The sequence below is a fragment of the Thiomonas sp. X19 genome, assembly GCF_900089495.1.
Taxonomy (GTDB): domain Bacteria; phylum Pseudomonadota; class Gammaproteobacteria; order Burkholderiales; family Burkholderiaceae_C; genus Thiomonas_A.
Window position 1 is genome coordinate 4,139,650 of sequence record NZ_LT605203.1, and the last position, 22,884, is coordinate 4,162,533.

The 22,884-nt window shown below is 66.2% G+C and carries 23 protein-coding genes; 12 read left to right on the forward strand and 11 right to left on the reverse strand.

The features are described from left to right. Positions 1-241: 241 nt before the first annotated feature. Complete coding sequence (locus THIX_RS20170; RefSeq protein ID WP_112487643.1) at positions 242-853, reverse strand: thioredoxin fold domain-containing protein; 612 nt, start codon at positions 851-853, stop codon at positions 242-244. Between the two features lie 45 nt (positions 854-898). On the opposite strand from THIX_RS20170, the gene THIX_RS20175 reads away from it, so the two are divergent. The 6 genes from THIX_RS20175 (at position 899) to THIX_RS20200 (ending at position 5,106) form a co-directional block, all read left to right on the forward strand. Continuing rightward, positions 899-1,474 carry a hypothetical protein gene (locus THIX_RS20175; protein ID WP_112487645.1) on the forward strand — a complete coding sequence of 192 codons (576 nt, stop codon included), beginning with the start codon at positions 899-901 and terminating at the stop codon, positions 1,472-1,474. A 131-nt stretch (positions 1,475-1,605) separates the two neighbouring features. Beyond that, on the forward strand, positions 1,606-2,034 hold the full coding sequence (locus tag THIX_RS20180; protein ID WP_112487647.1) for a PTS sugar transporter subunit IIA: 429 nt from the start codon (positions 1,606-1,608) through the stop codon (positions 2,032-2,034). Further along, positions 2,028-2,297: an HPr family phosphocarrier protein gene (locus tag THIX_RS20185; protein WP_112487648.1), complete on the forward strand. Its 270-nt coding sequence runs from the start codon at positions 2,028-2,030 to the stop codon at positions 2,295-2,297. The genes THIX_RS20180 and THIX_RS20185 overlap by 7 nt, the downstream gene beginning before the upstream one ends. Before the next feature lie 193 nt (positions 2,298-2,490). Then, entirely contained in the window at positions 2,491-3,114 is a 624-nt protein-coding gene (locus THIX_RS20190; protein ID WP_112487650.1) for a Spy/CpxP family protein refolding chaperone, read from the forward strand. 61 nt (positions 3,115-3,175) lie between these two features. Next, positions 3,176-3,898 (forward strand): winged helix-turn-helix domain-containing protein, encoded by a 723-nt coding sequence (locus THIX_RS20195; RefSeq protein ID WP_112487651.1) that lies wholly within the window; start codon positions 3,176-3,178, stop codon positions 3,896-3,898. Continuing rightward, the gene (locus THIX_RS20200) at positions 3,895-5,106 is read left to right on the forward strand and encodes a HAMP domain-containing sensor histidine kinase (protein WP_233224651.1); all 1,212 of its coding nucleotides are present in this window, start codon (positions 3,895-3,897) and stop codon (positions 5,104-5,106) included. Before THIX_RS20195 ends, THIX_RS20200 begins: the two co-directional genes overlap by 4 nt. Positions 5,107-5,150: 44 nt before the next feature. On the opposite strand, the gene THIX_RS20205 is transcribed toward THIX_RS20200, so the two are convergent. Next, positions 5,151-5,561, reverse strand: a complete 411-nt coding sequence (locus tag THIX_RS20205; protein ID WP_112487653.1) for a hypothetical protein — start codon at positions 5,559-5,561, stop codon at positions 5,151-5,153. A 181-nt stretch (positions 5,562-5,742) separates the two neighbouring features. On the opposite strand from THIX_RS20205, the gene ptsP reads away from it, so the two are divergent. The 5 genes from ptsP (at position 5,743) to THIX_RS20230 (ending at position 12,307) form a co-directional block, all read left to right on the forward strand. Continuing rightward, on the forward strand, positions 5,743-7,500 hold the full coding sequence (gene ptsP / locus THIX_RS20210) for a phosphoenolpyruvate--protein phosphotransferase (RefSeq protein WP_112487654.1): 1,758 nt from the start codon (positions 5,743-5,745) through the stop codon (positions 7,498-7,500). Between the two features lie 89 nt (positions 7,501-7,589). Next, on the forward strand, positions 7,590-9,122 hold the full coding sequence (locus tag THIX_RS20215; RefSeq protein WP_112487656.1) for a M48 family metalloprotease: 1,533 nt from the start codon (positions 7,590-7,592) through the stop codon (positions 9,120-9,122). Beyond that, entirely contained in the window at positions 9,119-11,008 is a 1,890-nt protein-coding gene (locus tag THIX_RS20220) for a PglL family O-oligosaccharyltransferase (protein ID WP_112487657.1), read from the forward strand. Before THIX_RS20215 ends, THIX_RS20220 begins: the two co-directional genes overlap by 4 nt. Before the next feature lie 224 nt (positions 11,009-11,232). After that, a complete protein-coding gene (locus THIX_RS20225; RefSeq protein ID WP_233224652.1) occupies positions 11,233-11,961 on the forward strand; it encodes an AzlC family ABC transporter permease in 729 nt (242 codons plus the stop codon). 19 nt (positions 11,962-11,980) lie between these two features. After that, entirely contained in the window at positions 11,981-12,307 is a 327-nt protein-coding gene (locus tag THIX_RS20230) for an AzlD domain-containing protein (protein WP_112487659.1), read from the forward strand. Between the two features lie 38 nt (positions 12,308-12,345). Here the strand turns inward: THIX_RS20230 and THIX_RS20235 are convergent, their stop codons facing one another. Further along, on the reverse strand, positions 12,346-13,671 hold the full coding sequence (locus THIX_RS20235) for a sensor domain-containing diguanylate cyclase (RefSeq protein WP_112487661.1): 1,326 nt from the start codon (positions 13,669-13,671) through the stop codon (positions 12,346-12,348). 305 nt (positions 13,672-13,976) lie between these two features. Here THIX_RS20235 and pyk point away from each other — a divergent pair, with 305 nt between their 5' ends. Then, a complete protein-coding gene (gene pyk / locus THIX_RS20240) occupies positions 13,977-15,407 on the forward strand; it encodes a pyruvate kinase (protein ID WP_112488506.1) in 1,431 nt (476 codons plus the stop codon). Positions 15,408-15,532: 125 nt separating this feature from the next. Here the strand turns inward: pyk and THIX_RS20245 are convergent, their stop codons facing one another. The 8 genes from THIX_RS20245 to recA form a co-directional block, all read right to left on the reverse strand. Beyond that, positions 15,533-16,240 carry an FHA domain-containing protein gene (locus tag THIX_RS20245; RefSeq protein ID WP_112487662.1) on the reverse strand — a complete coding sequence of 236 codons (708 nt, stop codon included), beginning with the start codon at positions 16,238-16,240 and terminating at the stop codon, positions 15,533-15,535. 86 nt (positions 16,241-16,326) lie between these two features. Further along, positions 16,327-17,112, reverse strand: a complete 786-nt coding sequence (locus tag THIX_RS20250) for a Stp1/IreP family PP2C-type Ser/Thr phosphatase (protein ID WP_112487663.1) — start codon at positions 17,110-17,112, stop codon at positions 16,327-16,329. Between the two features lie 36 nt (positions 17,113-17,148). After that, positions 17,149-17,868, reverse strand: a complete 720-nt coding sequence (locus THIX_RS20255) for a TerC family protein (protein WP_112488507.1) — start codon at positions 17,866-17,868, stop codon at positions 17,149-17,151. Positions 17,869-18,081: 213 nt separating this feature from the next. Next, the gene (gene sucD, locus THIX_RS20260; protein WP_112487664.1) at positions 18,082-18,978 is read right to left on the reverse strand and encodes a succinate--CoA ligase subunit alpha; all 897 of its coding nucleotides are present in this window, start codon (positions 18,976-18,978) and stop codon (positions 18,082-18,084) included. 145 nt (positions 18,979-19,123) lie between these two features. Then, positions 19,124-20,284, reverse strand: a complete 1,161-nt coding sequence (sucC, locus tag THIX_RS20265; protein WP_112486591.1) for an ADP-forming succinate--CoA ligase subunit beta — start codon at positions 20,282-20,284, stop codon at positions 19,124-19,126. A gap of 68 nt (positions 20,285-20,352) precedes the next feature. Beyond that, positions 20,353-20,916 (reverse strand): DUF2889 domain-containing protein, encoded by a 564-nt coding sequence (locus tag THIX_RS20270; RefSeq protein ID WP_256360014.1) that lies wholly within the window; start codon positions 20,914-20,916, stop codon positions 20,353-20,355. A gap of 157 nt (positions 20,917-21,073) precedes the next feature. Next, complete coding sequence (locus THIX_RS20275; RefSeq protein ID WP_233224653.1) at positions 21,074-21,610, reverse strand: regulatory protein RecX; 537 nt, start codon at positions 21,608-21,610, stop codon at positions 21,074-21,076. A gap of 119 nt (positions 21,611-21,729) precedes the next feature. Next, a complete protein-coding gene (gene recA, locus THIX_RS20280) occupies positions 21,730-22,776 on the reverse strand; it encodes a recombinase RecA (RefSeq protein ID WP_112487667.1) in 1,047 nt (348 codons plus the stop codon). Between the last annotated feature and the right edge of the window lie 108 nt (positions 22,777-22,884).

Sequence of the window (22,884 nt, forward strand, 5' to 3'; positions counted from 1 at the left end):
ACCGACACCTAGACTAATCCACCAGCGGAACGGCTGACAAGGACGAACCGCCCCACGGCGTGAAATCTTTGGATTTGATACTGGCTACAGTATATCAATACTGCACAGGGTATGCAGCATTGCTGCATCGATCGCCCGGCTTGCCTGCGTTTGCGCACCAACGGTCAAGTCTTGTTCCCGCGCATCGCCGAGAGGGAGGAGGAAGCTTGGAAGCGGCCCGGCGCTTCCTTCGTGACGGCCCCTAGGCCGCTGCCTTGCTGCGGCCGCCCCCCGAGGGGGTCAAGGAAGATTGGGAGCGGCCCGGCGCTTCCTTGTTGGCACCAAGCAGCGCGGCGCCCTCCTTCAAGGCGCGGTCGACGAAGGCTTGGTAAAAGTCGGGCTGGCCTGCACCCGCCAGGCGGTCGGCCACTTCGCGCCCACCGGGGCCGAAAAACAGCACGGTGGGGGCCAGTTGCACGCCGTATTTTCGCGCCAGGGCCTTGCCGGTCGTGGGCTTGCCGTCAAAGCCCAGCAATCGGTAATCGGGCTCCATCTCCACCTGTTGCACCGCGTAGCCGTCTTTCACCAGCCATTGGTAGGTGCTCTTGCGCAAGCGCTCGCAATAGGTGCAGCCGGGGTAGCTGAACATCACCACCAGCGGTTGGTGCCGGCTCGCAGCCTGGACTGCGCTCGACTGCAGATCGCGCGCAGGTGGCAGTGGCGTGTCGGCCCGCGACAAGCCAGCGAGCGTGAATGACAGCCCCATGGCGATCAAGCCCGTCCAAAGCCAGGCGCGCACATGGGCTTGGAGTCGCAGCGCAGACTTCGTCCAGACGGACGCAGTCGACTCGGGGAGTATCTGGTTGCGGTACATGGGCTGAACTCCGTAGGCTGGAAAACTTCACCGGATAATGCGCATATGCTAAATCTTCATCAACGCCCCTGTTCCCAGCGTGGCTGGTCATGGCCTGTCGCGCTGGCGGTTTCGGCGACGAGTCTGCTTGGCGCTTGCTCACCCACCCTGAACTGGCGGGAAACGCGCCCGAAGGACATCGACATCCTGCTGACCTTCCCCTGCAAGCCGCAGCAAATCGCGCAAACCGTGCAATTGGCCGGCAGCATGGTCAAGATGAGCATGACCGGGTGCGCCACAGACGACATGACCTTCGCCCTGGCCCACGCCGACATGAAGGACGCGACGAAGGTGAGCGCGGCCCTGGCCGCGCTGCACCAGGCTGCGGTGCGCAACGTAGCCGGCATCGTGACCCAGAGCCAGCCCGCCGATGTTGCCCATGCGACCCGTGGCCTGGCCGATGCGCTGGACCTGAAGATCGCCGGCAAATCCCCCACGGGTCAGCCGCTGCGCGAGCGGGTGGTTCTGTTTGCCCAGGGCACCCAGGTGTTCCAGGCGACGACCTTCGCCAGCAGTTCGCATTACAAGGACGAAGCGGCACAGACCTTTGCCAACTCGATCCGCCTGCCGGGCGGGGGTTGATTGGGTGATTGAACCCATCGGGTTTGCGCAATGTTGCGCCGCAGCTAAACTTGAATGCTCTGCGATATGGCCCTGGGTGACGCGAAGCTGCTGACACCCAGTTGCCCCATTCGCCCTCTGGAGTGCGCCGCATGCCCGGCATCCTCATCATCGCCCACGCCCCGCTGGCCAGCGCCCTGCGCGACTGTGCAGCCCATGTCTACGCCGGTTGCCCCAGCCAGTTGGAGGCGCTGGACGTGCCGCCCGACGCCTCGCCCGAAAGCATGCTGCCCCAGGCGCAAGCGGCGCTGCAGCGCGTCGCCGGAAACGATGGCGCCGCGCTGCTGTTGGTGGATGCTGCCGGCGCCACACCGTGCAATCTGGCCCAACGCCTGGCGCGCGCACCTGTGCCGGCAACCGCGGTGCGCGTGGTTTCGGGCGTCAACCTGCCCATGCTGCTGCGCACCCTGTGCTACCAGAATGAGCCACTGGACGCGCTCCTGGGCCGGGCCCTGGCCGGTGGCGCTCGTGGCATCGCCGAACTTCACAACGACGAGACCTCCGACCCTCCCCCATGTTGAAACGCGAACTCCTCATCAGCAACAAACTCGGGCTGCACGCCCGTGCTTCGGCCAAGCTCACCAAACTGGCCTCGGAATTCGGCAGTGATATCTGGCTCTCCAAAGGCTCCCGCCGCGTCAACGCCAAAAGCATCATGGGCGTGATGATGCTGGCCGCTGGCCAGGGTTCCCGCCTCGGCATCGAGGCCGATGGCGCGGATGCCCAGCAGGCGCTGGACCAACTCACCTTGCTGGTGGACGATAAATTCGGCGAAGGCGAATAAGCCGCGAGCCCGGCACGCTGCGGGCTCGCGGGCGACGACGTCGGGGCGCGCCGCCGGCGCCGCGCGGCGCAAGTGCCAGACCGGCGGCCGGCCGCCCCCGCAACATTCCGACATCTGCGCGGCAAACGTTGGCAATGCTTAGAGCGCATCATGCAAGCATCGTCCCCACGCGGGACCATCCCGGAGATTCATCATGTCGCTGCACACCACCGCCCGCCCCAGCCGCTTCCCGCAACACCTCTCGACCAAGGCCGTTCTCGGTGCGCTGGGCCTGAGCCTGAGCCTGATCGCCGGTTCAGCACTGGCACAGAGTGAACCTTCCCCGCCTCCCGCAACCCCCATGCAGCAAGGCGGCCCGATGGGTCAGGGCATGCAGCACGGCATGCCACATGGCCACGAAAAAGCTTGGAAGCATCACGGCATGGACCGCACGATGCAGCGCATGCTCGACCGCGTGCACGCCACGCCTGAGCAGCGCGAACGCATCCGCGGGTTCCAGAAAAGCGCCATGGAGCACAACCGTCCGCTGATGGAACAGATGCACGACTTGACGCAGCAGCGCATGCAATTGCTGGCCGCACCCAACATCGACTTCGGTGCGCTGGAAAACCTGCGCAGCAAACAGATGGCCGTGGCCGATCAGATCTCCAAGACCATAACCCAGACGCAATATGAAGTCGCCCTGGTCCTGACCCCGGCGCAGCGCCAGCAGATCGCGCACATGCTGCAGGAACGCATGCGCCACGGCGCGAAGCCGGGCGACCATGGGGACATGGGCCACGGCCCGATGAACCACGGCATGGGTGGCGCGCAGTAAAGCAAGCCTGGCCGCTGGCGGCTCACAGGCTTTGGATTCGCACGAGACCGGGAGACTGCCCATGAACCTTCGCCTGCTGCTGGTCGAAGATGATGCCCGCCTGGGGCAGATGGTGGACGACTACCTGACGACGGCTGGCTGGCAGGTGACGCGTGCCGTCAACCTGGCCCAGTCTCACACCGCGCTGGGGCTGGACGAGGCCGTTGGCCACGGCCCGGGCTTCGACGCCGTGGTGCTGGACCTGATGCTGCCCGATGGCGACGGCCTGGACCTGTGCCGCCGGCTGCGCAGCACCGGCAGCGACCTGCCGGTGCTCATGCTCACGGCGCGGGGCGATCCGCTCGACCGCGTCATCGGCCTGGAACTCGGCGCCGACGACTATCTGCCCAAGCCCTTCGAGCCGCGCGAGTTGCTGGCGCGGCTGCGCGCCATCGTCCGCCGCCGCCAGGGCGCGTCCGAGCCAACCCAGGTTCTGCGATTCGGCCGTCTGGAAGTCGACCCCGCCGCGCGCCAGGTGCGGGTCGATGGCGAAGCGCGCCAACTCACCGGCTACCAGTTCGACCTGCTGCTGGCCCTGGCACGTCATCCCGGGCGGGTGTTGTCGCGCGACTTCCTGCTCGATGCGGTGAACAACACCGACGCGCCCGAGGTCTACGACCGCTCCATCGACGTTCACATCAGTCGCATCCGCGCCGTGCTCGAAGACGACCCGCGCCACCCGCGGCGCATCCTCACCCTGCGCGGCGCCGGCTACGTGTTTGCCCGCAGCCAGGACGTGGCATGAACCGGCCCCAAGCCGCCATGGCTGCCGCGCCCAAGGCCGCCGCCCTGGCCCCATCTGCAGACGCTGCAATCGCGGCATCGGCGGCATCCCCGACAGCTCCGGCACCCGGCTCTGCTGCGGCCTTTGCCGTGCGCACCCCGCTGTGGGCGCGCATCGGCCTGGCGCTGGCCATCGCCTTGCTGGTGCAGGCCGTGGCCTCGGCTGTGTTCATCCACTGGCTGTTTTTCTCCAATCCGCAAGAAGTCGCGCTGCGGCACGCCATGTTCCGCGCCTTCATGCATGTCTACGGCATCCAGCCCTCGCCGTGGCGGCGCCTGCTGCTGTCGCCACTGGCCACCACCGTGATCACGGCCTTGGTGGTTGGCGCTGTCACCTTCCCGTTGATGCGCCGACTCACGCGCCGCCTGCAACGCCTGCAACGCGGCGTGCAGGCGCTCGGTAATCTGAACCTGGGCGCACGCGTGGCCGTCGAGGGGCGCGACGAGGTGGCGGCGCTGGCCGTGGCGTTCAACCAGGCCGCCGGCCGTATCGAAACCCTGGTGAACAGCCACAAATCCTTGCTGGCCTATACCTCGCACGAACTGCGCACCCCCTTGGCACGCCTGCGCATGGCGCTGGAAACCCTGAGCCAGCCGCAACTGCCTGGCAGGACGCACGATGCCGCCATGACCGAGGCCAGGCGCGACCTGGCCGAGCTGGACGAGCTCATCGGCACCATCCTGCTGTTCAGCCGGCTGGATGCGGGCGGCACGCGTGTTCTGGATGTGCGCGAAGTTGACCTGCTGGCCTTGGCCGCCGAGGAGGCGGCGCGCGATGACGTCGAAGTCCAGGGCGACTGGGTTCGTTTCTCGGGCGACGAGCGCCTGCTGCGCCACGCCATTCGCAACCTGCTAGACAACGCGCGCAAACACGCCCCCGGCAGCCCGCCCGAACTCAGCGTGCAGCGCACGGCAGGCGGCGCGCGCATCAGCGTCTGCGACCGCGGCCCGGGCGTACCCATTGCCGAAGCCGAGCGCATTTTCGAGCCGTTCGTCCGGCTGCAGGGGCGTGGCGACGGCAGCGGCCTGGGCCTGCCGCTGGTGCGACGCATCGCCCGGCTGCACGGCGGCGATGTGCGCTACGTCCCGAACCCCGGCGGGGGCGCCTGCTTCGTGCTGGACGTTGCCGCGCTCGACAACACCACGGCGGCGACGCCCCGGCGCGCATGAAAAAGCCGGCTTCGAGCCGGCTTTTTCATGCGCGGGAAAGCTGTTCACATGGACTTCTTGATGTCGCCGCAAGCCACGTATTTCTTGATGTCAGAGGCGCTTTCATGCACGTTGATCGCCATCGGCTCCTTGAGCACATCGTCCATGCTGACTTCGGGCAGCTTGGTCACCGACATGCCATCCACCACGTTTTCCAGCGGATACTTCGGCACCGGGTTCAAGCTCGCGCAAGTGCCCGGGTGGATATGGTCCGGCTGGGCCACGCCCTTGGGGCCGCCCTTGAGGTGGACGGTGACTTCGATGCCCTTGCCCATGGGCTTGATGATGGCGTAGCCGGTTTCGCCCGAATTGTTCTGCGCCGCGAGTTCGACCTTGATCTCGTGATGCATGGCGAAGGCCGCAACCGGAGTGGCGAGCAGACCTGCCAGAGCCAGAGACATGACGATTTTGTTCATGGATTCACCTCGTGAAGTGGAGCAAAGAAGAGGTGGATTTTGCGCCGCACACAGAAAAGTGCCAAGCCTCGCTGAATTCCGCGTAGAACTGTAAGGTTTGGAAACATCGCTGCGGCAGAACTGCGTTCGTTGTGCCTCACCGCAACGCCCCGGCGGCCGCGGCCGCCTCTAAGATGGAGTCATGGCTCTGCAAATCTTCGGTATTCCGGTTTCTCGCGGTGTGGCTGTCGGGCGCGCCGTGCTCATGTCCTCGGCGCGGCTGGACGTGGCGCACTACTTCGTCGATCCCGGGCAGGAAGAGCAGGAGGTCGACCGCCTGCGCGCCGCGCGCCAAGCCGTGCGCGCCGAACTCGACGCGCTGCAGACTGAATTGCCGGAAGACGCCCCGGCCGAGCTCTCGGCCTTCATCGACGTTCACAAGATGCTGCTGGACGACCCGCAGATCGGCCGCGAAACCGCGGTGTGGATCCGCCGGCGGCGTTACAACGCGGAGTGGGCACTCACCGCGCAGCTCGAAGTCATCGGCCGCAGCTTCGATGAAATGGACGACAGCTATCTGCGCGAGCGCAAAGCCGACGTCGAGCAGGTGGTGGAGCGCCTGCTGCGCGCCTTGCGCGGCACGGGCGGGCTGGCGCGCGGCATGAGCAGCGACGAAGACCTGGTGCTGGTGGCGCACGACATCTCGCCGGCCGACATGATGCAGTTCAAGCAGGGTGTGTTCCGCGGCTTCGCCACCGATGTCGGCGGCAAGACCTCGCACACCGCCATCGTCGCCCGCAGCCTGGACATTCCGGCGGTGGTGGGCGCGCGCGAAGCCAGCCGCCTGATCCGGCAGGACGACTGGGTCATCATCGACGGCGACGCCGGCCTGCTCATCGTCGATCCATCACCCATCATTCTCGAAGACTACCGCGTGCGCAAGCAGGAGTCCTCGCTCGCGCGCGAGCGCCTCAAACGCCTGAAAAACACCCCGGCGCGCACGCTCGACGGGCAAATGGTCGAGCTGCTGGCCAATATCGAACTGCCCGACGACTGCGACGCCGCGCTGCAGTCCGGTGCCGCCGGCGTGGGGCTGTTCCGCACCGAGTTCCTGTTCATGAACCGCGCCCACGACCTGCCCGGCGAGGAGGAGCAGTTCGAGGCCTATCGGCGCGTGCTGCAGAGCATGCAGGGGCGCCCGGTCACCATCCGCACCATCGACATCGGCGCCGACAAACCGCTGGGCACCGAGGCCTCTTACCGCGACGGCGATTTCACCCACCTCAACCCGGCGCTGGGGCTGCGCGCCATTCGCTACAGCCTGTCCGACCCCGCCATGTTCCGGGTGCAGTTGCGCGCCCTGCTGCGTGCCGCGTCATTCGGGCCGCTGCGCATCCTCATCCCCATGCTGGCGCATGTCGGCGAAGTTCGCCAGACCTTCGCCCTGCTCGACACGGCCCGCACCGAGCTTGCCGCTTCCGGCCAGGCCTATGGGCCGGTGGAGGTGGGAGCGATGATCGAGGTGCCCGGCGCCGTGCTCATGCTGCCGCTGTTCCTCAAGTACTTCGACTTCGTCTCGGTCGGCACCAACGACCTGGTGCAGTACACCCTGGCCATCGACCGTGCCGATGAAAGCGTGGCCGCGCTGTACGACCCGCTGCATCCGGCCGTGCTGCAGCTGCTGGGCCAGACCATCGCCCAGAGCCACGCCGCCGAGGCCTGGAAGGGCCGCGCCGTGCATGTGAGCGTCTGCGGCGAAATGGCCGGCGACCCCAGCCTCACCCGCCTGTTGCTGGGTATGGGCCTGCGCAGTTTCTCCATGCACCCGGCGCAAATCCTCAGCGTCAAGCAGGAAGTTCTGCGCGCCGACTGCGCCCGGCTCGCTCCCTTGGCCCAGGCCGTTCTGGCCGAGTTCGAGCCCGAGGGCCAGCAGCGCGCGCTGGCGGCGCTCACGGCCTGAGCGCGGGCCAGACGTCGGAGCTTTTTGCCCTTGTCCTTGTTCTACCTTGTTTCGCCATGCATTGCTTCTCCACTGCACCGCTTTGAGCCATGACTGATTTCACCGGCCGTCGCCAACTCCTGCGCTGTGGCCTGTGCGGGTTTTCGCTGCTGCTCGGGCTGCCCACCGCAAGCCATGCGGCGGAAAACGAGTCCATTGCCGGCCTGCCCGCGCTGGGCGATGCGGCGCAGGGTTTGCTGCCGCCGGCGGTGGAAACCCGGCTGGGCGAACGCATCATGGGCGAAATGCGCCGCCAGCCCGAATACCTGCATGACGTGCTGCTGCGCGACTATTTGCAAGCCATCGTCCAGCGCCTGACCAAGGCGGCCGACGCGACTGCCGAGCCCGACGCGCCGCATCGCTTCGAGGTCTTCGTCTTGCGCGTCGCCAGCTTCAACGCCTTCTCCCTGCCGGGCGGCTATGTCGGCGTGCACACCGGCTTGGTGGTGGACGCGCGGGCCGAGGCGCAACTGGCTGCGGTGTTTGCGCACGAGCTGTCGCACATCACCCAGCGCCACATCGCCCAGCGCCTGGCCCAGGCCAGCACCAACAACATCCTGTCCATCGGCTCGCTGGTGCTGGCCATCCTCGCCGGCGCCACCGGCAGTGGTCAGGCCGCGGAGGGACTGGCGCTGGGCGGGCAGGCCGCTGCGGTGGACCGCGCACTGCGCTTTTCGCGCAACAACGAGCGCGACGCCGATCGCGTCGGCACTGGCATCCTGCGCGCCTCGGGCTATCCGCCCCAGGCCATGGCCAGCATGCTGGAGCGCTTGCAGAACATGTCGCGCCTGGACAATGCCGACGTCTATGCCTTCCTGCAGGATCACCCGCTGACCAGCGAACGCATCGCCGATGCCCAGGCGCGTGGCGGCAACCAGCCACTGCCGCCGGACCACAGCCTGCGCTTCTGGCTGATGAACGCCCGCGCCCGGGTGCTCACCCAGGACCGCAGCGACGCCTGGCGCCGTCTGGCGGATGAGCTGGCCACCAAGCCTGCCGGCTTCCCCGCCCAGCGCGCGGCCTGGGCTTACGGCCAGGCGCTGGCGCTGCAAGCCATCAACCAGTTCGAGGCCGCAGCGCTTGCCTTGCAGCAGGCGCAAAACGACGCCAGCGCATTCAGCCCGGCCGAGCGCCTGCCGCTGGATCTGGCGCACGGCGACTGGCTGCTGTCCCAGCAGCAGGCCCAGCCCGCCCTGAGCCTTGCCCGCCAGTTGCTCCTGGTCGATCCGGCGTCGCGCGCCGCGCTGCACCTGCAGGCTCGTGCTCTGCTCGCGCTGCCCAACAAAAACGCCACGCGCGATTTCCTGCGCGAGCAAACCGTGCTGCATCCCCACGATATCCAGCTGTGGAAATGGCTGGCCCAGGCTTACGCCGCGACCGGTGAATTCGCCGCCCAGCACCGCGCCACCGGCGAGGCCTATGCCCTGGAAGACAACCTCGAAGGCGCCGTGCTGCAACTCAAAATCGCCCAGCGCACACCGGGCGCCAACTACTTCGAGGCATCCATCATCGACGCCCGGCTGCAAGCCTTGCAAAACCGGCTGCGGCAAGACCGACAGCTCGACAAGCTCCTACCCCAATGACCGCCCCTGCGCACGCCCAAAGGCCCCGCATCGACGCCTCGGCCGTTCCAGCACCAGCCCATGCCGGCTCGCGTTACGCCCTGCCGGGGCAAGTCCTGCTCGTCCTGGCGCTGGCCTTGCCGTTCTTCTGGCCGTACGACCCCGGCCCCAGCGCCAAGACCGGCACCATGCTGCTTGCCGCCGGGCTCTGGAGCCTGACTCTTGTGGCCGCCGCCGCCGCCGGCTGGCTACCACGCCTGGGCACAGCGGTGTGGGGCTTCGTCGTGCTGGCCGCGGTGATTGCGGCGCAAACCCTCGCGGGACGCCTGGCTTACCCAGGGCAGGGCTGGATGGCGGTCTTGCTGCTGCTGGGCGCTGCCCTGGTGGCCGGATTGGGCCTTGGCCTGTCGCGCCAGACAGCCTGGTTGCGCCTGGCTTGCATCGCCCTGCTGGCGCAGGGTTTGGCGCAGGGTTTCATCGGCCTGGTGCAATTCAGCCTGTGGCAAATGCCGGCGCTTGGGCAGTGGTTCAACGCGCACGCGGCCTGGTTTTATCAAATCATCAGCTTCCCCGGCGATGGTCGCATCTACGGCAATCTGCGTCAGCCCAACCACTACGCCACGGCCGTGGCCATGGGCTTTGCCGGGCTGGCCGGACTGGCTCCGCGCCTGCGCCTGCGCACCGTCTGGACCTTCAGCGCCATGCTGGCCTGGGCGCTGGTCGTCAGCGGCTCGCGCACCGGCACCGTGCATGTGTTCGTGGTTGCCCTGCTGGTGGCGCTGGCCGTGCCGGGCGCCTGGCGCAACCGGCATTGGCAAGCCTTGCTGGCCGCGCCGCTGCTGTATGCGGCCTGGTGGCTGGTGCTGCGCGAGGCCGACCATTTCGGCTGGATCAGCTATCTCGACGCCGTCACGCGCCAACTCGACCAGCCGGTCAACGCCCGTTCCATCATCTGGCGCAACGCCTGGCAAGTGTTCCAGATGCATCCCATCAGCGGCTGGGGCTGGGGCCAGATCGGCTGGGGCCTGGAGCAGACCACGCTGGCTGGCCACCTGCACCCACTGCCGCTGGACAACATCGACAACGCCCACGATCTGATCCTGCAACTGCTGGCCGAAACCGGGGTGGCGGGCACCTTGCCGGTGCTGGTCGCCGCGCTGGTGTGGCTGTGGCAGGTGGTGCAGCCCTGGCGTGTTGGGCTAGCGGGCGCGGCGCGGCGCATCGCCCTGCTACCGGGCTTGATGACCGCCAGTTTCATCGGTCTGCACAGCCTGGTGGAATACCCACTTTGGTATGCGTACTTCCTCCTGGCGTTTGCGTTCGCCCTGGGCTGGGCCGAGGGCGCGGCGGCGCCGGCGCAACGCGTGCCGGCTCAATGGAAGCGACCCAACCTGGGGCCGTGGCGCAGCGTCGGCATCGCCGCCGGGGTGCTGGCGCTGCTGTTCACCTTCAAGGCGGCCATCGACTACACCCGCACCGCCGAGGTCTACGGCGGCGACCCCCAGAGCAGCCTGGCTGCGCGCAGCACCGCCTTGCGTGACGACTGGTTCTTCCTGCCGCTGGCCCAGTTCACCGAGGCCGCTTCCGTGCTGCCCTCACCCGACGCCAGCCGGGGCGATTTGCTGGCCGATCTGGCGCTGCTCGATCGCTCCTCCCACGCCTGGGGCGATCCCGGGCTGCTGTCGCGCCGCATGATCGTGCTGCTGCGTCTGGGCGAAACACAAAAGGCACTGGACCTGGCGCGCTACACCGCGCACGCCTTCTGGCGCTATGCGCCGCAAACCGCCAGGAACTTCGGCGCCCTCGCCGCCGAGGCCGGGCTGCAGAACAATCCGAACGTCGCGCGCATCATGGATGTGCTGCACAAGGCGCCTGTGCTTCGCCGCATCGTCGTGCCACGGCAATAGCCCAAGCCGGTTCAGGCCCGTCAAGTGGCGTCGAGAAGCAGCCTTTGCCGGCCTGCGTGGCGTTGATGCGCCATGCAAAGCGCATGGCAGCACGATCATGCAGCTTCGGCTTGCAGGGGATTTTGCGGCGGCGCAGAATAAACCGGAATCGCCGCGGATTTGCATCCCTGGCGTGCTTCGGCCCGATCTGCCTCGGGCTGCATCAGATCCTTCGGAGACTGTTCTTGCTACCCCCCCGCTTGCGCCAATTGCTGGCTGACCCAGACTTTCGCGAAGGCTTTCGCGACATGCGTGCCGTCGGCCTGGGCATCAGCGCCTGGGGCCTGGTCACCGGCGTGGCCATGGTCAAGTCCGGCCTCAGCGTCTGGCTGGCGCTGGTCATCAGCCTCACGGTGTATGCCGGCAGCGCCCAACTCGCCGTCCTGCCCTTGATTGCCGCCGGGGCACCCCTGGCCCTGGTGCTGGGCGCGGCTTTTTGTGTGAACCTGCGCTTCGTCGTCTTCAGCGCGCAAATGCGCCCTTACCTGGAGCGCCTGTCGCTGTTCAAACGCGTGGCTTATGGCTACCTGATCGGCGATGTGAACCTGGTGGTCATGCTGCGCCGCCATCCCGTGGCCCACGGCACCACCGAGCAGACGCGCTATTTCCTCGGCGGCGGCACGGTCAACTGGCTGTTCTGGCAGATACCGTCCATTGCCGGCATTTTCCTCGCCAACCTGTTTCCCGACTCCTGGGGCGTGGGTTTCGCCGGCACGCTGGCGTTGCTGGCCATCGTGCTCGGGCTGATGGCCAACCGCGCCGTGGCCGGGGTCATCGTCCTGGCTTCCGCCCTCAGCACCGCCCTGTTCTGGCTGCCACTCAAGCTCAATCTCGTCCTCGCCATTGCGCTGGCACTGGTGGTCGGCATGAGCTGGGACGCGTGGAGCCAGCGCCGCACCGGCCTGGCGATGTAAGCCGCACAGCCTGAACCCCATGCAACTCGAAACCGAAATCGCCCTGGTGGCGGGCCTCACCGCCGTGACCATCGTCACGCGCGCCATGTTCCTGTTCCCACACAAGGCCTGGAATCTGCCCTCGCGCCTGCGGCTCGCCCTGCGCTACGCACCGGCTGCCGCCCTGGCTGCGGTGGTGGCGCCCGAGTTGCTGCTGGCGACCGATCTGGGACCCTCCTGGGTCAAGCTCGGCGCCGCGGTCGTTGCCAGCGGCTACTACCTGTGGCGCCGCGGCATCCTCGGCACCATCGTCAGCGGCATGGCGGCGTATTGGATCTTGATCGGACTGCGCGCCTGGCTGGGCTGACCTTGACGCGGCGTCGGCGCCAGGTCGGCGCATCGCGTTCAGACGGCGGCAGACTTGCCTGGAAACTGCGTCTGTCCAGCATCCGGATTGGGGCAGATGACCCAACGGTTCTTGCCGCTGCGCTTGGCCGTGTACATGGCGTCGTCGGCACGCTGCAGCAACTCGAAGTTGTTGCGCGCGTGTTGCGGCACCATGGCCACACCGACGCTGGCGGTGACCTGCGTGCGTGGATGCAGGCCGAGGGACGCATCGCGCACGGCGCACACCAGTTTTTCGGCCAGCACGCCGGCATCGCGCTCGCTGCGCAGCAGCGCCACCACGACGAATTCATCGCCACCGAGGCGGCCGACGACGTCCTCGCCGCGAACGCTGGCGGCCAGGGCCTTGGCCACATGCATGAGCAGGCGGTCGCCCTCATGGTGGCCGAGGCTGTCGTTCACCGGCTTGAATCCGTCCAGGTCGATGAAGCACACCGCCAACAGCTCGCCAGGCTGGCGCCGTTCCAGGGCGACGTCCAGCCGGCGCATGATGGCGCGGCGGCTGAGCACGCCGGTGAGCGCGTCGTGCTCGGCCTCGCGCTGCAGGAGCGCATGGCGGCGCACCTGGGCGGAGACATCGCGCACGAAGCACAGCAGCGAGACCATGCTGCCGGCGTCATTGCGCAGGGCTGACAAGGTCCATTCGCTCCAGATCCGTTGCCCACCGGGCAAATGGTGCGGCCGCTGCACGACGGACGATTGCAACTCGCCCTGCCTGATGCGCCGCAGGGTGTCATGCCACTGCGGCAAGTTTTCAGGCGCCACGCCACGATCGAGGCAGTCCAGCCGCAAGCTCTCGCTGGCGGTGTAGCCGAGGATCTGTTCGGCCGCGCGCGACCAGCGCGTGACACGCAGAGCGCCATCGGTTTCCACCACGCCCCATGGCGCATTGAGCATGTGCTGCTCCAGCAGCCAGTTGGACCGACGCAGCGATTCGGCCAGCACGACGTCGTTGTGGATATCGAACGCAACGGTATAGACGGCCGTCACCTCGCCCTGCGCGGTGAGTTCGGGAAACACCTGGACGCGGCCCCAGCGCGGCGGCTGCAGGTGGGTCAACAGGCGTTCGTACTCGGCTGGCTGGCCCTGGAAGGCCAGTGCAAAGGCGTTTTGGGCTCGCTCCCAGGCCTCGACGCCGTAAAGCTCGGCCAGGGTTCTGCCGAGCAAGGCCTGCGCCGGCAACCGGGCCCAGCGCAAGTAGGGCGGATTGCAGAAGGTCAGGCGGGATTGCACATCCCAGCGGCCGATGGGAAGGTCGACGGCCTCGAGCAGGCGGCGGACCGCGGCCGAGTCGGTGAGATCGTCAAGGGGAAAGGTCGTGGCCATGCCGGGCTCACAGGCGCGTGCGCCAGACCCCAGGTCCAGGAAGCTGCTGTTTGCGGCTCCGCCCCGGCGTGATCCATCTCAACCGCCCCATACCGCCCCCTTGGCCTCACATCGTCGCGCCGGGATGTCTTGGCCCAATGCGCGTGGTCAAAGCATACGTCCAGATTCAGACTGTTTTGTGCGGAACGACCCCGATCCAGGCCTACACTGCTGTTCAATTGTTCACGGTTTTGCAGTATTTTTTGTCTGTTGCCTTCCTGCTTGTCAGCCACGCCGCTTTCCACCGATCCCAACATTCCCATTCCATGACCCGTGCAACCAAAATCGTGGCCACCATCGGCCCGGCCAGCGCCTCACCCGAAGTCCTCGAACGCATCATCCGCGCCGGGGTCGATGTGGTTCGGCTGAATTTCTCCCATGGCAACGCGCAAGACCATATCGACCGCGCTGTCCTGGTGCGCGACACGGCCAAGCGCTGCGGCCGCGAGGTCGCCATCATGGCCGATCTGCAGGGGCCGAAAATCCGCGTCGGCAAATTCGCCGGCGGCAAGATCCTGCTGGAAAAGGGCAATCGCTTCACCCTGGACGCGGAGTGCGAACTGGGCAATGCGGACATCGCCGGGCTGGACTACAAGGACCTGCCGAGCGACGTGAAACAGGGCGACCGGCTGCTGCTCAACGATGGCCTGATCGTGCTCGCGGTCGATGCGGTGGAGGGCTCGAAGATCATCACCACGGTGGTCATCGGCGGCGAGCTGTCGAACAACAAAGGCATCAACAAGCAGGGCGGCGGCCTGTCGGCACCGGCCCTCGCGGCCAAGGACATGGAGGACATCCGCACCGCAATGGCTTTCCAGGCCGACTATCTGGCCGTGTCGTTCCCGAAGAGCGCCACCGATATGGAACTGGCGCGGCAGTTGGCGAATGTGGCCGGCGCGGCCCATGGCCACAAGCCGGCGCTCATCGCCAAGATCGAGCGCGCCGAGGCCATTCCGGCGCTGGCGGAAATCCTGAAGGCGTCCGACGGCATCATGGTGGCACGCGGAGACCTGGCGGTTGAAGTCGGCAACGCCGCGGTACCGGCGCTGCAAAAACGCATGATCCGCATGGCCCGCGACATGGACCGCGTGGTGATCACCGCGACGCAGATGATGGAGTCCATGATCACCAACGCCGTGCCCACCCGCGCCGAAGTGTCGGACGTGGCCAACGCCGTACTCGACGGCACCGACGCGGTCATGCTCTCGGCGGAAACAGCCGCCGGCAAATACCCGGTTGAAACGGTGGAAGCCATGGCCAGCATCTGCGTCGAAGCCGAGCGCTTCGAGGAAATGAAACTCGAGCGCGACTTCGTCGACAAGAGTTTCACGCGCATCGACCATTCCATCGCCATGGCGGCGCTGTTCACGGCGCACCATCTGGACTGCAAGGCCATCGTGGCGCTCACTGAGTCAGGCTCCACCGCGCTGTGGATGAGCCGCCACCGTGTGCGCATGCCCATCTACGCGCTCTCGCCCAAGGTAAGCTCGGTGCGCCGCATGACGCTCTACCGCAATGTGCGTCCGGTGCACATGCAGTTTTCCAATGACCGCGACGAAGCGCTGAAGCAGGCCGAAATCCTGCTGGTGAAAAATCATGCGCTAGCCATTGGCGACAGCTACGCCATCACCTGCGGCGAGCCCATGGGCGCCCCGGGTGGCACGAATATGCTCAAACTCATGCGCGTGAATCGCTGAGTCCGTGCGGCTCCGAACAGCCCTGCGGCTGTTTGGGCGCGGGCGAACGACTCGCAGTCATCCTTGCCCGAAGCCTAGGCCCCAAACAGAAACAAGCCGCGTGGCAGCGGCTCAAGCACCGGCCTTCAGGCTGGCAGAATTTGCAAGCGCGTGCCGCCAGCCAGTTCGACCACATCGCCTGAAGTCAGCACCGCAGGTACCAGGCCGAGCGCGGCGCCGTTGATGCGCACACGCTGCTCGCCCTCGACTTGGGACAACTCGTAGCCACGTGGATTGCGCTGAATCGACACGACCATGACACCATGTTGGCCGAAGGTGGTTTGCGGCTTGCTGAGCACTAGCTCGGTGCCCGCTGCGGCACCGCTGACCACGCGGATCTTGAACGCCGGCAAGCCGCCATCCTGATGTTGCGTCGGGCTGTAACTGGAGGTGGTCACCCCACTGCGCGAATTGCGAAAGCTGGTTCCAGTCCCGCCCGAATTGGTGAAGCCTGTGGGGCCGAAGCGAGAGTTGCCGAACCGCGAGCCGGCAAAGGCGGATTGCTTCGAGTCCGACAGCAGGCGCAGGGTGTATTTGCCGATGTCCAGCGAGTCGCCCTCGTTGAAGGCGGCACGCTTGATCGGCTTGCCGTTGATGTAGGACCCGTTGGTGCTGCCCAGGTCCTGCACCACATAGCCATCGCCTTCGCGCAGCAACACGGCATGCTCGCCGCTCACGGCCAGGTTGTCGATCACCACATCGTTGTGCGGGCGCCGCCCCAGGGTGACGCGGTCCTTGTTGAGAACCACTTCCTTGAGCACTTTGTCGTCGAGAAAGATGACCAGTTTGGCCATGGCGATCTACCTTGTGTGTTGGAGTTGAGGGCACGGGAACATCGGGCGTCGCATTGGGCAGGGAGGAAGCTTGCGTCTTTGTACGATCAAACGCATGCACCTTGGTGCAGCGTCACGATGATGACGGAAATATTATCGCGCCCGCCGGCCAAATTGGCCTCCTGCACGAGGCGAAGGGCAGCAGCTTCAGCGGCATCTTCATAATCGTTCAGGATGGTCTGGATGCTGTTGTCGGACAACATGTCGCTCAGGCCGTCGGAGCACAGCAGGATCCGATCCCCCGGCAACACTGGGGTCATGCCGAGCTCCGGCTCCAGGGACAAATCCACACCCAAAGCCCGCGTCACCAGATTCTTCACGGCTTTCGCTCCGGCGTCACCCACCCGAACGAGGCCCATGTCGATCTGCTCCTGCAGCAGCGAATGATCCTTGGTGATCTGCGTCAGGCGCTGCTGGCGCAGCAAGTAGGCACGCGAATCGCCCGCGTGGCCAAGCACCGCCACATTGCCGGTAAAGGCCACGGCAACCAGTGTCGTGCCCATGCCGGAGTAACGCAGATCTTGCTTGGCGGAGCGGTAGATCTGGGTATTCACGCGCCGGATGGATTCGCGCATGGCATTCGACAAGTCAACGGCGCTGATGCGCGGGTACTCGGCCTTGAGGCGCGACAGGTCGGCATTGATCTGCGCCGCAGCCACGCCGCTGGCAACTTCGCCGGCCGCATAGCCCCCCATGCCGTCGGCCAGCACCGCAATGCCAGCGACCGCGTCGCAGGCGATGGCGTCTTCGTTGTGCTCGCGCACCCGGCCCATATCGGTGCAACTGGCCATCTCCAATTGCAGGGCGCGCGGCTTGTCGGCAAGGCTTGGCATAGGGATCGGGGTCTGGATGAGTTGTTTGGGCGATGGTCAGGAACCGTGAGCAGTCATGGTGTTCCGACGACGCTGCCAGTGTCCGGCACCCCAGACGATGGCAGCGCCGACAGCACCGGCCAGGGCCGTTGCCTGCTTGGCCCAGGGCTGTTGCTGCACCCAGGACTCGGTCGCCGGATCGGTCACCACCAGGCCACCGGCGATCCAACCTAACAGTATGGCACCGAGCGTGATGATGATAGGGAACCGCGTCATCAGCGTGATGACCAGTTGGCTGCCCCAGACGATGATGGGCACGCTGAGCACCAGGCCGAACACCACCAGAACCATGCTGTGGTCGGAACCGGCGTTCTGCGCCGCGCCGGAAATGGCGATGACGTTGTCCAGGCTCATGACAAAGTCGGCGATGATGACCGTCTTGACGGCGGCCCATAATCTGTCGGGCGACCGCACGTCGCCGTGAGCGCCCTCGTCATCCTCGGGCTGCATCAGCTTGACGCCAATCCAGAGCAACAGCAAGGCGCCGACAATTTTGAGGAACGGCAGCTTGAGCAAGGTGAGGGCGAAAAAAATCAGCACCACACGCAAGCCGATGGCGCCCGCGGTGCCCCACACGATGGCTTTGCGCCGCTGCGGCAACGGCAGCTTGCGGCTGGCCAGGGCGATGACCACGGCGTTATCCCCGCCGAGCAGAATGTCGATCAGGACAATCTGGCCCAGAGCGGCCCAGAACACGGGGGTGAGAAAGGACTCCAGGGTCAAGGCAAAGCTCCGAACGAATGCTGGGGACACCATGCGCATTCAAGCGCATCACGCTGCAGCATAGCGGGAGAGTGCCCTGGCAAGTGACTCAGGGCTGCGTCGCGGCCAGCGCTGGCCAGGCTTGTGGCGCGATTCAGACGTCGGCCCAGCCAAGCGGCTGTCGCACCGACACCGCGCACCTCGCCAGGGACGCGCGTCAAACCCCAATCAGCCCAGCCGTTTCTGGATGAGTTGGCCCATTTCCGACGGGTTGCGGGTGACGGTGAAGCCGCAGGCGTGCATCACGTCCAGCTTGGCTTCGGCGGTGTCGGCGCCGCCGGCGATGAGCGCGCCGGCATGGCCCATGCGCTTGCCCGCAGGCGCGGTGACGCCGGCGATGAAACCGACGATGGGCTTGGTCATGTGCTGCTTGGCCCAGAGCGCGGCCTCGGCCTCGTCGGGGCCGCCGATCTCGCCGATCATGATGACGCCATCGGTGTCGGGGTCGTCGTTGAACAGCTTGAGCACGTCGATGTGCTTCAGACCGTTGATGGGGTCGCCGCCGATGCCCACCGCGCTGCTCTGCCCCAGCCCCAGCTCGGTGACCTGCCCCACCGCCTCGTAGGTCAGCGTGCCCGAGCGCGACACCACGCCGATGCGCCCCTTGCGGTGGATGTGCCCGGGCATGATGCCGATCTTGATTGCATCCGGCGTGATCAGCCCCGGGCAGTTCGGCCCCAGCAGCAGGGTGCGCTTGCCGCCGCCGGCCTCCTTGGCGCGCATCCTGGCGCGTACTTCCATCATGTCGCGCACCGGAATGCCCTCGGTGATGCAGATGACCAGATCGAGGTCGGCCTCGACGGCTTCCCAGATCGCCGCGGCCGCGCCGGGGGGCGGCACGTAGATGACGGAGACGGTGGCTCCGGTGGCCGCGCGGGCCTCGGCCACGCTGGCGTGGATGGGAATGCCCTCGAAGTCCTCCCCGGCCTTCTTCGGGTTGACCCCGGCGACGAAGGCGGCGCGGCCGTGGGCGTAGTCGCGGCACATGCGGGTGTGGAACTGGCCGGTCTTGCCGGTGATGCCTTGGGTGATGACTTTGGTGTTCTTGTCGATGAGGATGGACATACAAGCCTCCGAGCGGGGCCAAGTTTCGGTCGCTGCGCTCCCGCGATACTTGGCCCCGGATTGAATGGGCGTCCAAAGCTTGGGGCGGCCCTGCGCTTTGGACGTGCAGAAAGGATGGAGAAAGGCTCCGGAAAGGGGTGTGGGCTCAGGCCGCCGCGGCGACGACCTTCTGGGCGGCTTCGGCCAGGGTTTCGGCGCTGATGATGGGCAGGCCGGACTCGGCCAGCATCTGCTTGCCGATGTCCTCGTTGGTGCCCTTCATGCGCACCACCAGCGGCACCTTGAGCGCCACGGCCTGGCTGGCGGCAATCAGCCCTTCGGCGATGGTGTCGCAGCGCATGATGCCGCCGAAGATGTTCACCAGGATGGCTTTGACATGCGGGTTGTGCAGCATGATCTTGAACGCGGCGGTGACTTTCTCGGCCGTGGCGCCGCCGCCGACGTCGAGGAAGTTGGCCGGCTCGCCGCCGAACAGCTTGATGGTGTCCATGGTGGCCATGGCCAGGCCGGCGCCGTTGACCAGGCAGGCGATGTTGCCGTCGAGCTGGATGTAGGACAACTCGTGCTTGGAGGCTTCGATCTCTGCGGGGTCTTCTTCGTCGAGGTCGCGCAGGGCTTGCAGCTCGGGGTGGCGGAACAGGGCGTTGTCGTCGATGTTGAACTTGGCGTCCAGGGCCTTGACGCTGCCGTCGCCTTGCACGATGAGGGGGTTGATCTCGGCCAGCGAGGCGTCGTTGTCCCAGAAGGCGCGGTACAGCCCTTGCAGGGCGGCGGCGCCTTGGGCCCGGCTGGCTTCGGGCAGGCCGATCTTGGCGCACAGGGCCAGCGCGTCGGCGTCTTGCAGGCCGGTGAGCGGATCGACCCACACCTTGTGGATCTTCTCGGGGCTGTGGGCGGCGACGTCTTCGACGTCCATGCCGCCCTCGCTGGAGGCCATCACCACCACGCATTGCGCCGCGCGGTCGATCACCAGCCCGGCGTAGTACTCCTGGCGGATGTCGGCGCCTTCTTCGATCAGCAGCCGCCGCACGGTCTGGCCCGCAGGCCCGGTCTGGTGGGTGATGAGTTGCATGCCAAGCATCTGCCCGGCCAGGGTGCGCACCTCCTCCACCGAGCGCGCCAGCTTCACGCCCCCGCCCTTGCCGCGCCCGCCGGCGTGGATCTGCGCCTTGACCACCCACACCGGCCCGCCGAGTTGCTGCGCCGCATGCACGGCCTCATCCACCGTGTACGCGGGCGCGCCGCGTGGCACGGACACCCCGCATTCGCGCAAGATCTGTTTGCCCTGGTATTCGTGAATCTTCATGTTCGGAGGCCTCTGGCAGGTTAGGGTGGAGTTGAACAGGCGCTTCAGGTGGATTGGAATGCGTGTCGTCAGCCGGATCGCGAAGCACCGCCGGCGCTCACGCTGCTGTCGGAATTGTGCGCCGCAGGCCTGGCCCAGCGGGGGTAATAGCGCAGCACGGCGGGGCCGTCCAGGCGGAGCGCGTGACAGCGGTCGAGTTGGAAGGGCTGCTTGCCCTCGCTGGCTTCCGGGCGCACCACTTCGCCGGCAAACGCCTGGATGGCGGCCGTGGGCAGGACGCGGGTGAGTTCGGTGATGTGGGTGCAGCCCAGAGCCCCGTGCAAGCGTTGCCTGACCGCAGGCGAGAAGCCATGCATCAGGTTCAGGCCGATGAGACTGCGGTAGGCGTCGCCATAGTCTTCGCAGTAGCCGGGATAGGGCGCGGCCAAGGTATGCGCGTCGGCGTCGACGATGTGAAACGCGATGTCGATGGTCAAGGTCAGCCGCATGTGGTGAATGGGCTGCCCGGCGCGGCGCAGGCCGGCAGTCAGCTCGAAATCGCGCGTTTTGGTGTCGATCAACTCGGCCTCGATGTCCCACAGACCATCGTCACGGGCATAAACCTGCAGGCTGATGGACCGCGTTTGCACCAGGCGGCGGGAGGTCGAGCGTGCGACATGCGCGAGGCCCTCAGCGGGAGCTGACGTGGCTAGAGGCGGCGCTTTGTTCTGGTTTTCGGTCGGTGACACGGGAATTGATGCAGCGCAAAAATTTAAGTTTAGCAGTGCATACGGCGGGGATGCCGCCCATTCAATCGGCAGCGTCGGGCGGTGGAGTGTCGTCAGGATGCTCCTGCGGGTCTTCATGCGGGTCAGAGTCCGGGGCGTCGTCCATGGCGCCCTTTCGGTGCGTCGCGGCATGCAGCTTCATCGCCTGCCGTATCACATCGTGCGGGAAGCCACGCGCAGCCAGGAAACGCTGCTGCCGCGCATGCTCCTGGGGGCTGCTCACAGGCTCGGGATGGCGCTTGCGCAGAATGCGCAACGCCCGCGCCAGATCGTCCTGCAAGGGCGCGTTGAGCGCGTCAAGCGCGCCGCTCACAGTGCCCTCGTCCAACCCGTGCATGCGCAGTTCCTGGCCGATGCGCTGGCTGCCGTACTTGACCGATCGCCTGCGCACCAGGGATTCGGCGAAACGCTGCTCGTCGAGCAGGCCAAGCGTCTGTAGCTCATCCAGCATGGCAGCGAGCTCCGCCCGATCGGGCGGAAGGTCGCCCGCCTTGCGGGTGCGCGAGAGTTTGCGTTCAAGCTCGGCACGGCTGTGCTCGCGCATGGTCAGCAGTCTCAAGGCCCGCGCCTTGAGACTGCTGGTTCCCCCAGGGGGTTCGTCTTGCGCCACCCCGCACCCCGACGGGGATCGCGAACCTTGGGACGACCCGGCGGTTTGCTTGGGGACGTGCCTGCCGCTCACGCGTCCACTGAAACTGCGGCAGCTTGCAGGCCGGGCACGCCGAGTTGTTCGCGCACGGCGTTTTCGATTTCAGTGGCGATGGCCGGGTTCTCTTTCAGGAACTCGCGGGCATTGTCCTTGCCCTGACCGATTTTTTCACCTTTGTAGGCATACCAGGCACCGGATTTATCGACGATCTTGGCGTTCACGCCGAGGTCGATGATTTCGCCTTCGCGCGAAATGCCCTCGCCATACAGAATGTCGAATTCGGCCTGCTTGAACGGCGGCGCCACCTTGTTCTTCACCACCTTGACCTTGGTCTCGGAGCCGATGACTTCCTCGCCTTTCTTGATGGCGCCGATGCGGCGGATGTCCAGGCGCACCGAGGCGTAGAACTTGAGCGCGTTGCCACCGGTGGTGGTTTCGGGATTGCCGAACATGACGCCGATTTTCATGCGGATCTGGTTGATGAAGATCACCATGGTGTTGGTGCGCTTGATGCTGCCGGTGAGCTTGCGCAGCGCCTGGCTCATCAGCCGCGCTTGCAGCCCCGGCAGCGAATCGCCCATTTCCCCTTCGATTTCAGCCTTGGGCGTGAGCGCGGCGACCGAGTCGACCACGACCAGGTCGACCGAACCGGAGCGCACCAGCGCATCGACGATTTCCAGCGCCTGCTCGCCGGTGTCGGGCTGGGAGATCAGCAGGTCTTGCAGGTTGACGCCCAGCTTCTGGGCGTATTGCGAGTCCAGCGCATGTTCCGCGTCGATGAAGGCGCAAACGCCGCCGAGCTTTTGCATCTGGGCAATGACCTGCAGCGTCAGCGTGGTCTTGCCTGAGGATTCGGGGCCGTAGATTTCCACCACCCGGCCGCGCGGCAGGCCGCCCACACCGAGGGCGATGTCGAGCCCCAGCGAGCCGGTGGACACGACCTGGATGTCCTCCACCACCTCGCCCTCGCCCAGGCGCATGATGGAACCCTTGCCGAACTGTTTTTCAATCTGTGACAGCGCGGCAGCCAGTGCCTTGGCCTTTTCCGCGCTCACCATGGTTTTGCCCTGTTCCATTTGTCCTGCCCCGATTGTTTCACGATGGATCAGAATTTATCACACCTGTATATAAAAACAGCCGAACACACGCACCGAGCCCAAGAAAAAAGGGGCTTGCGCCCCTTT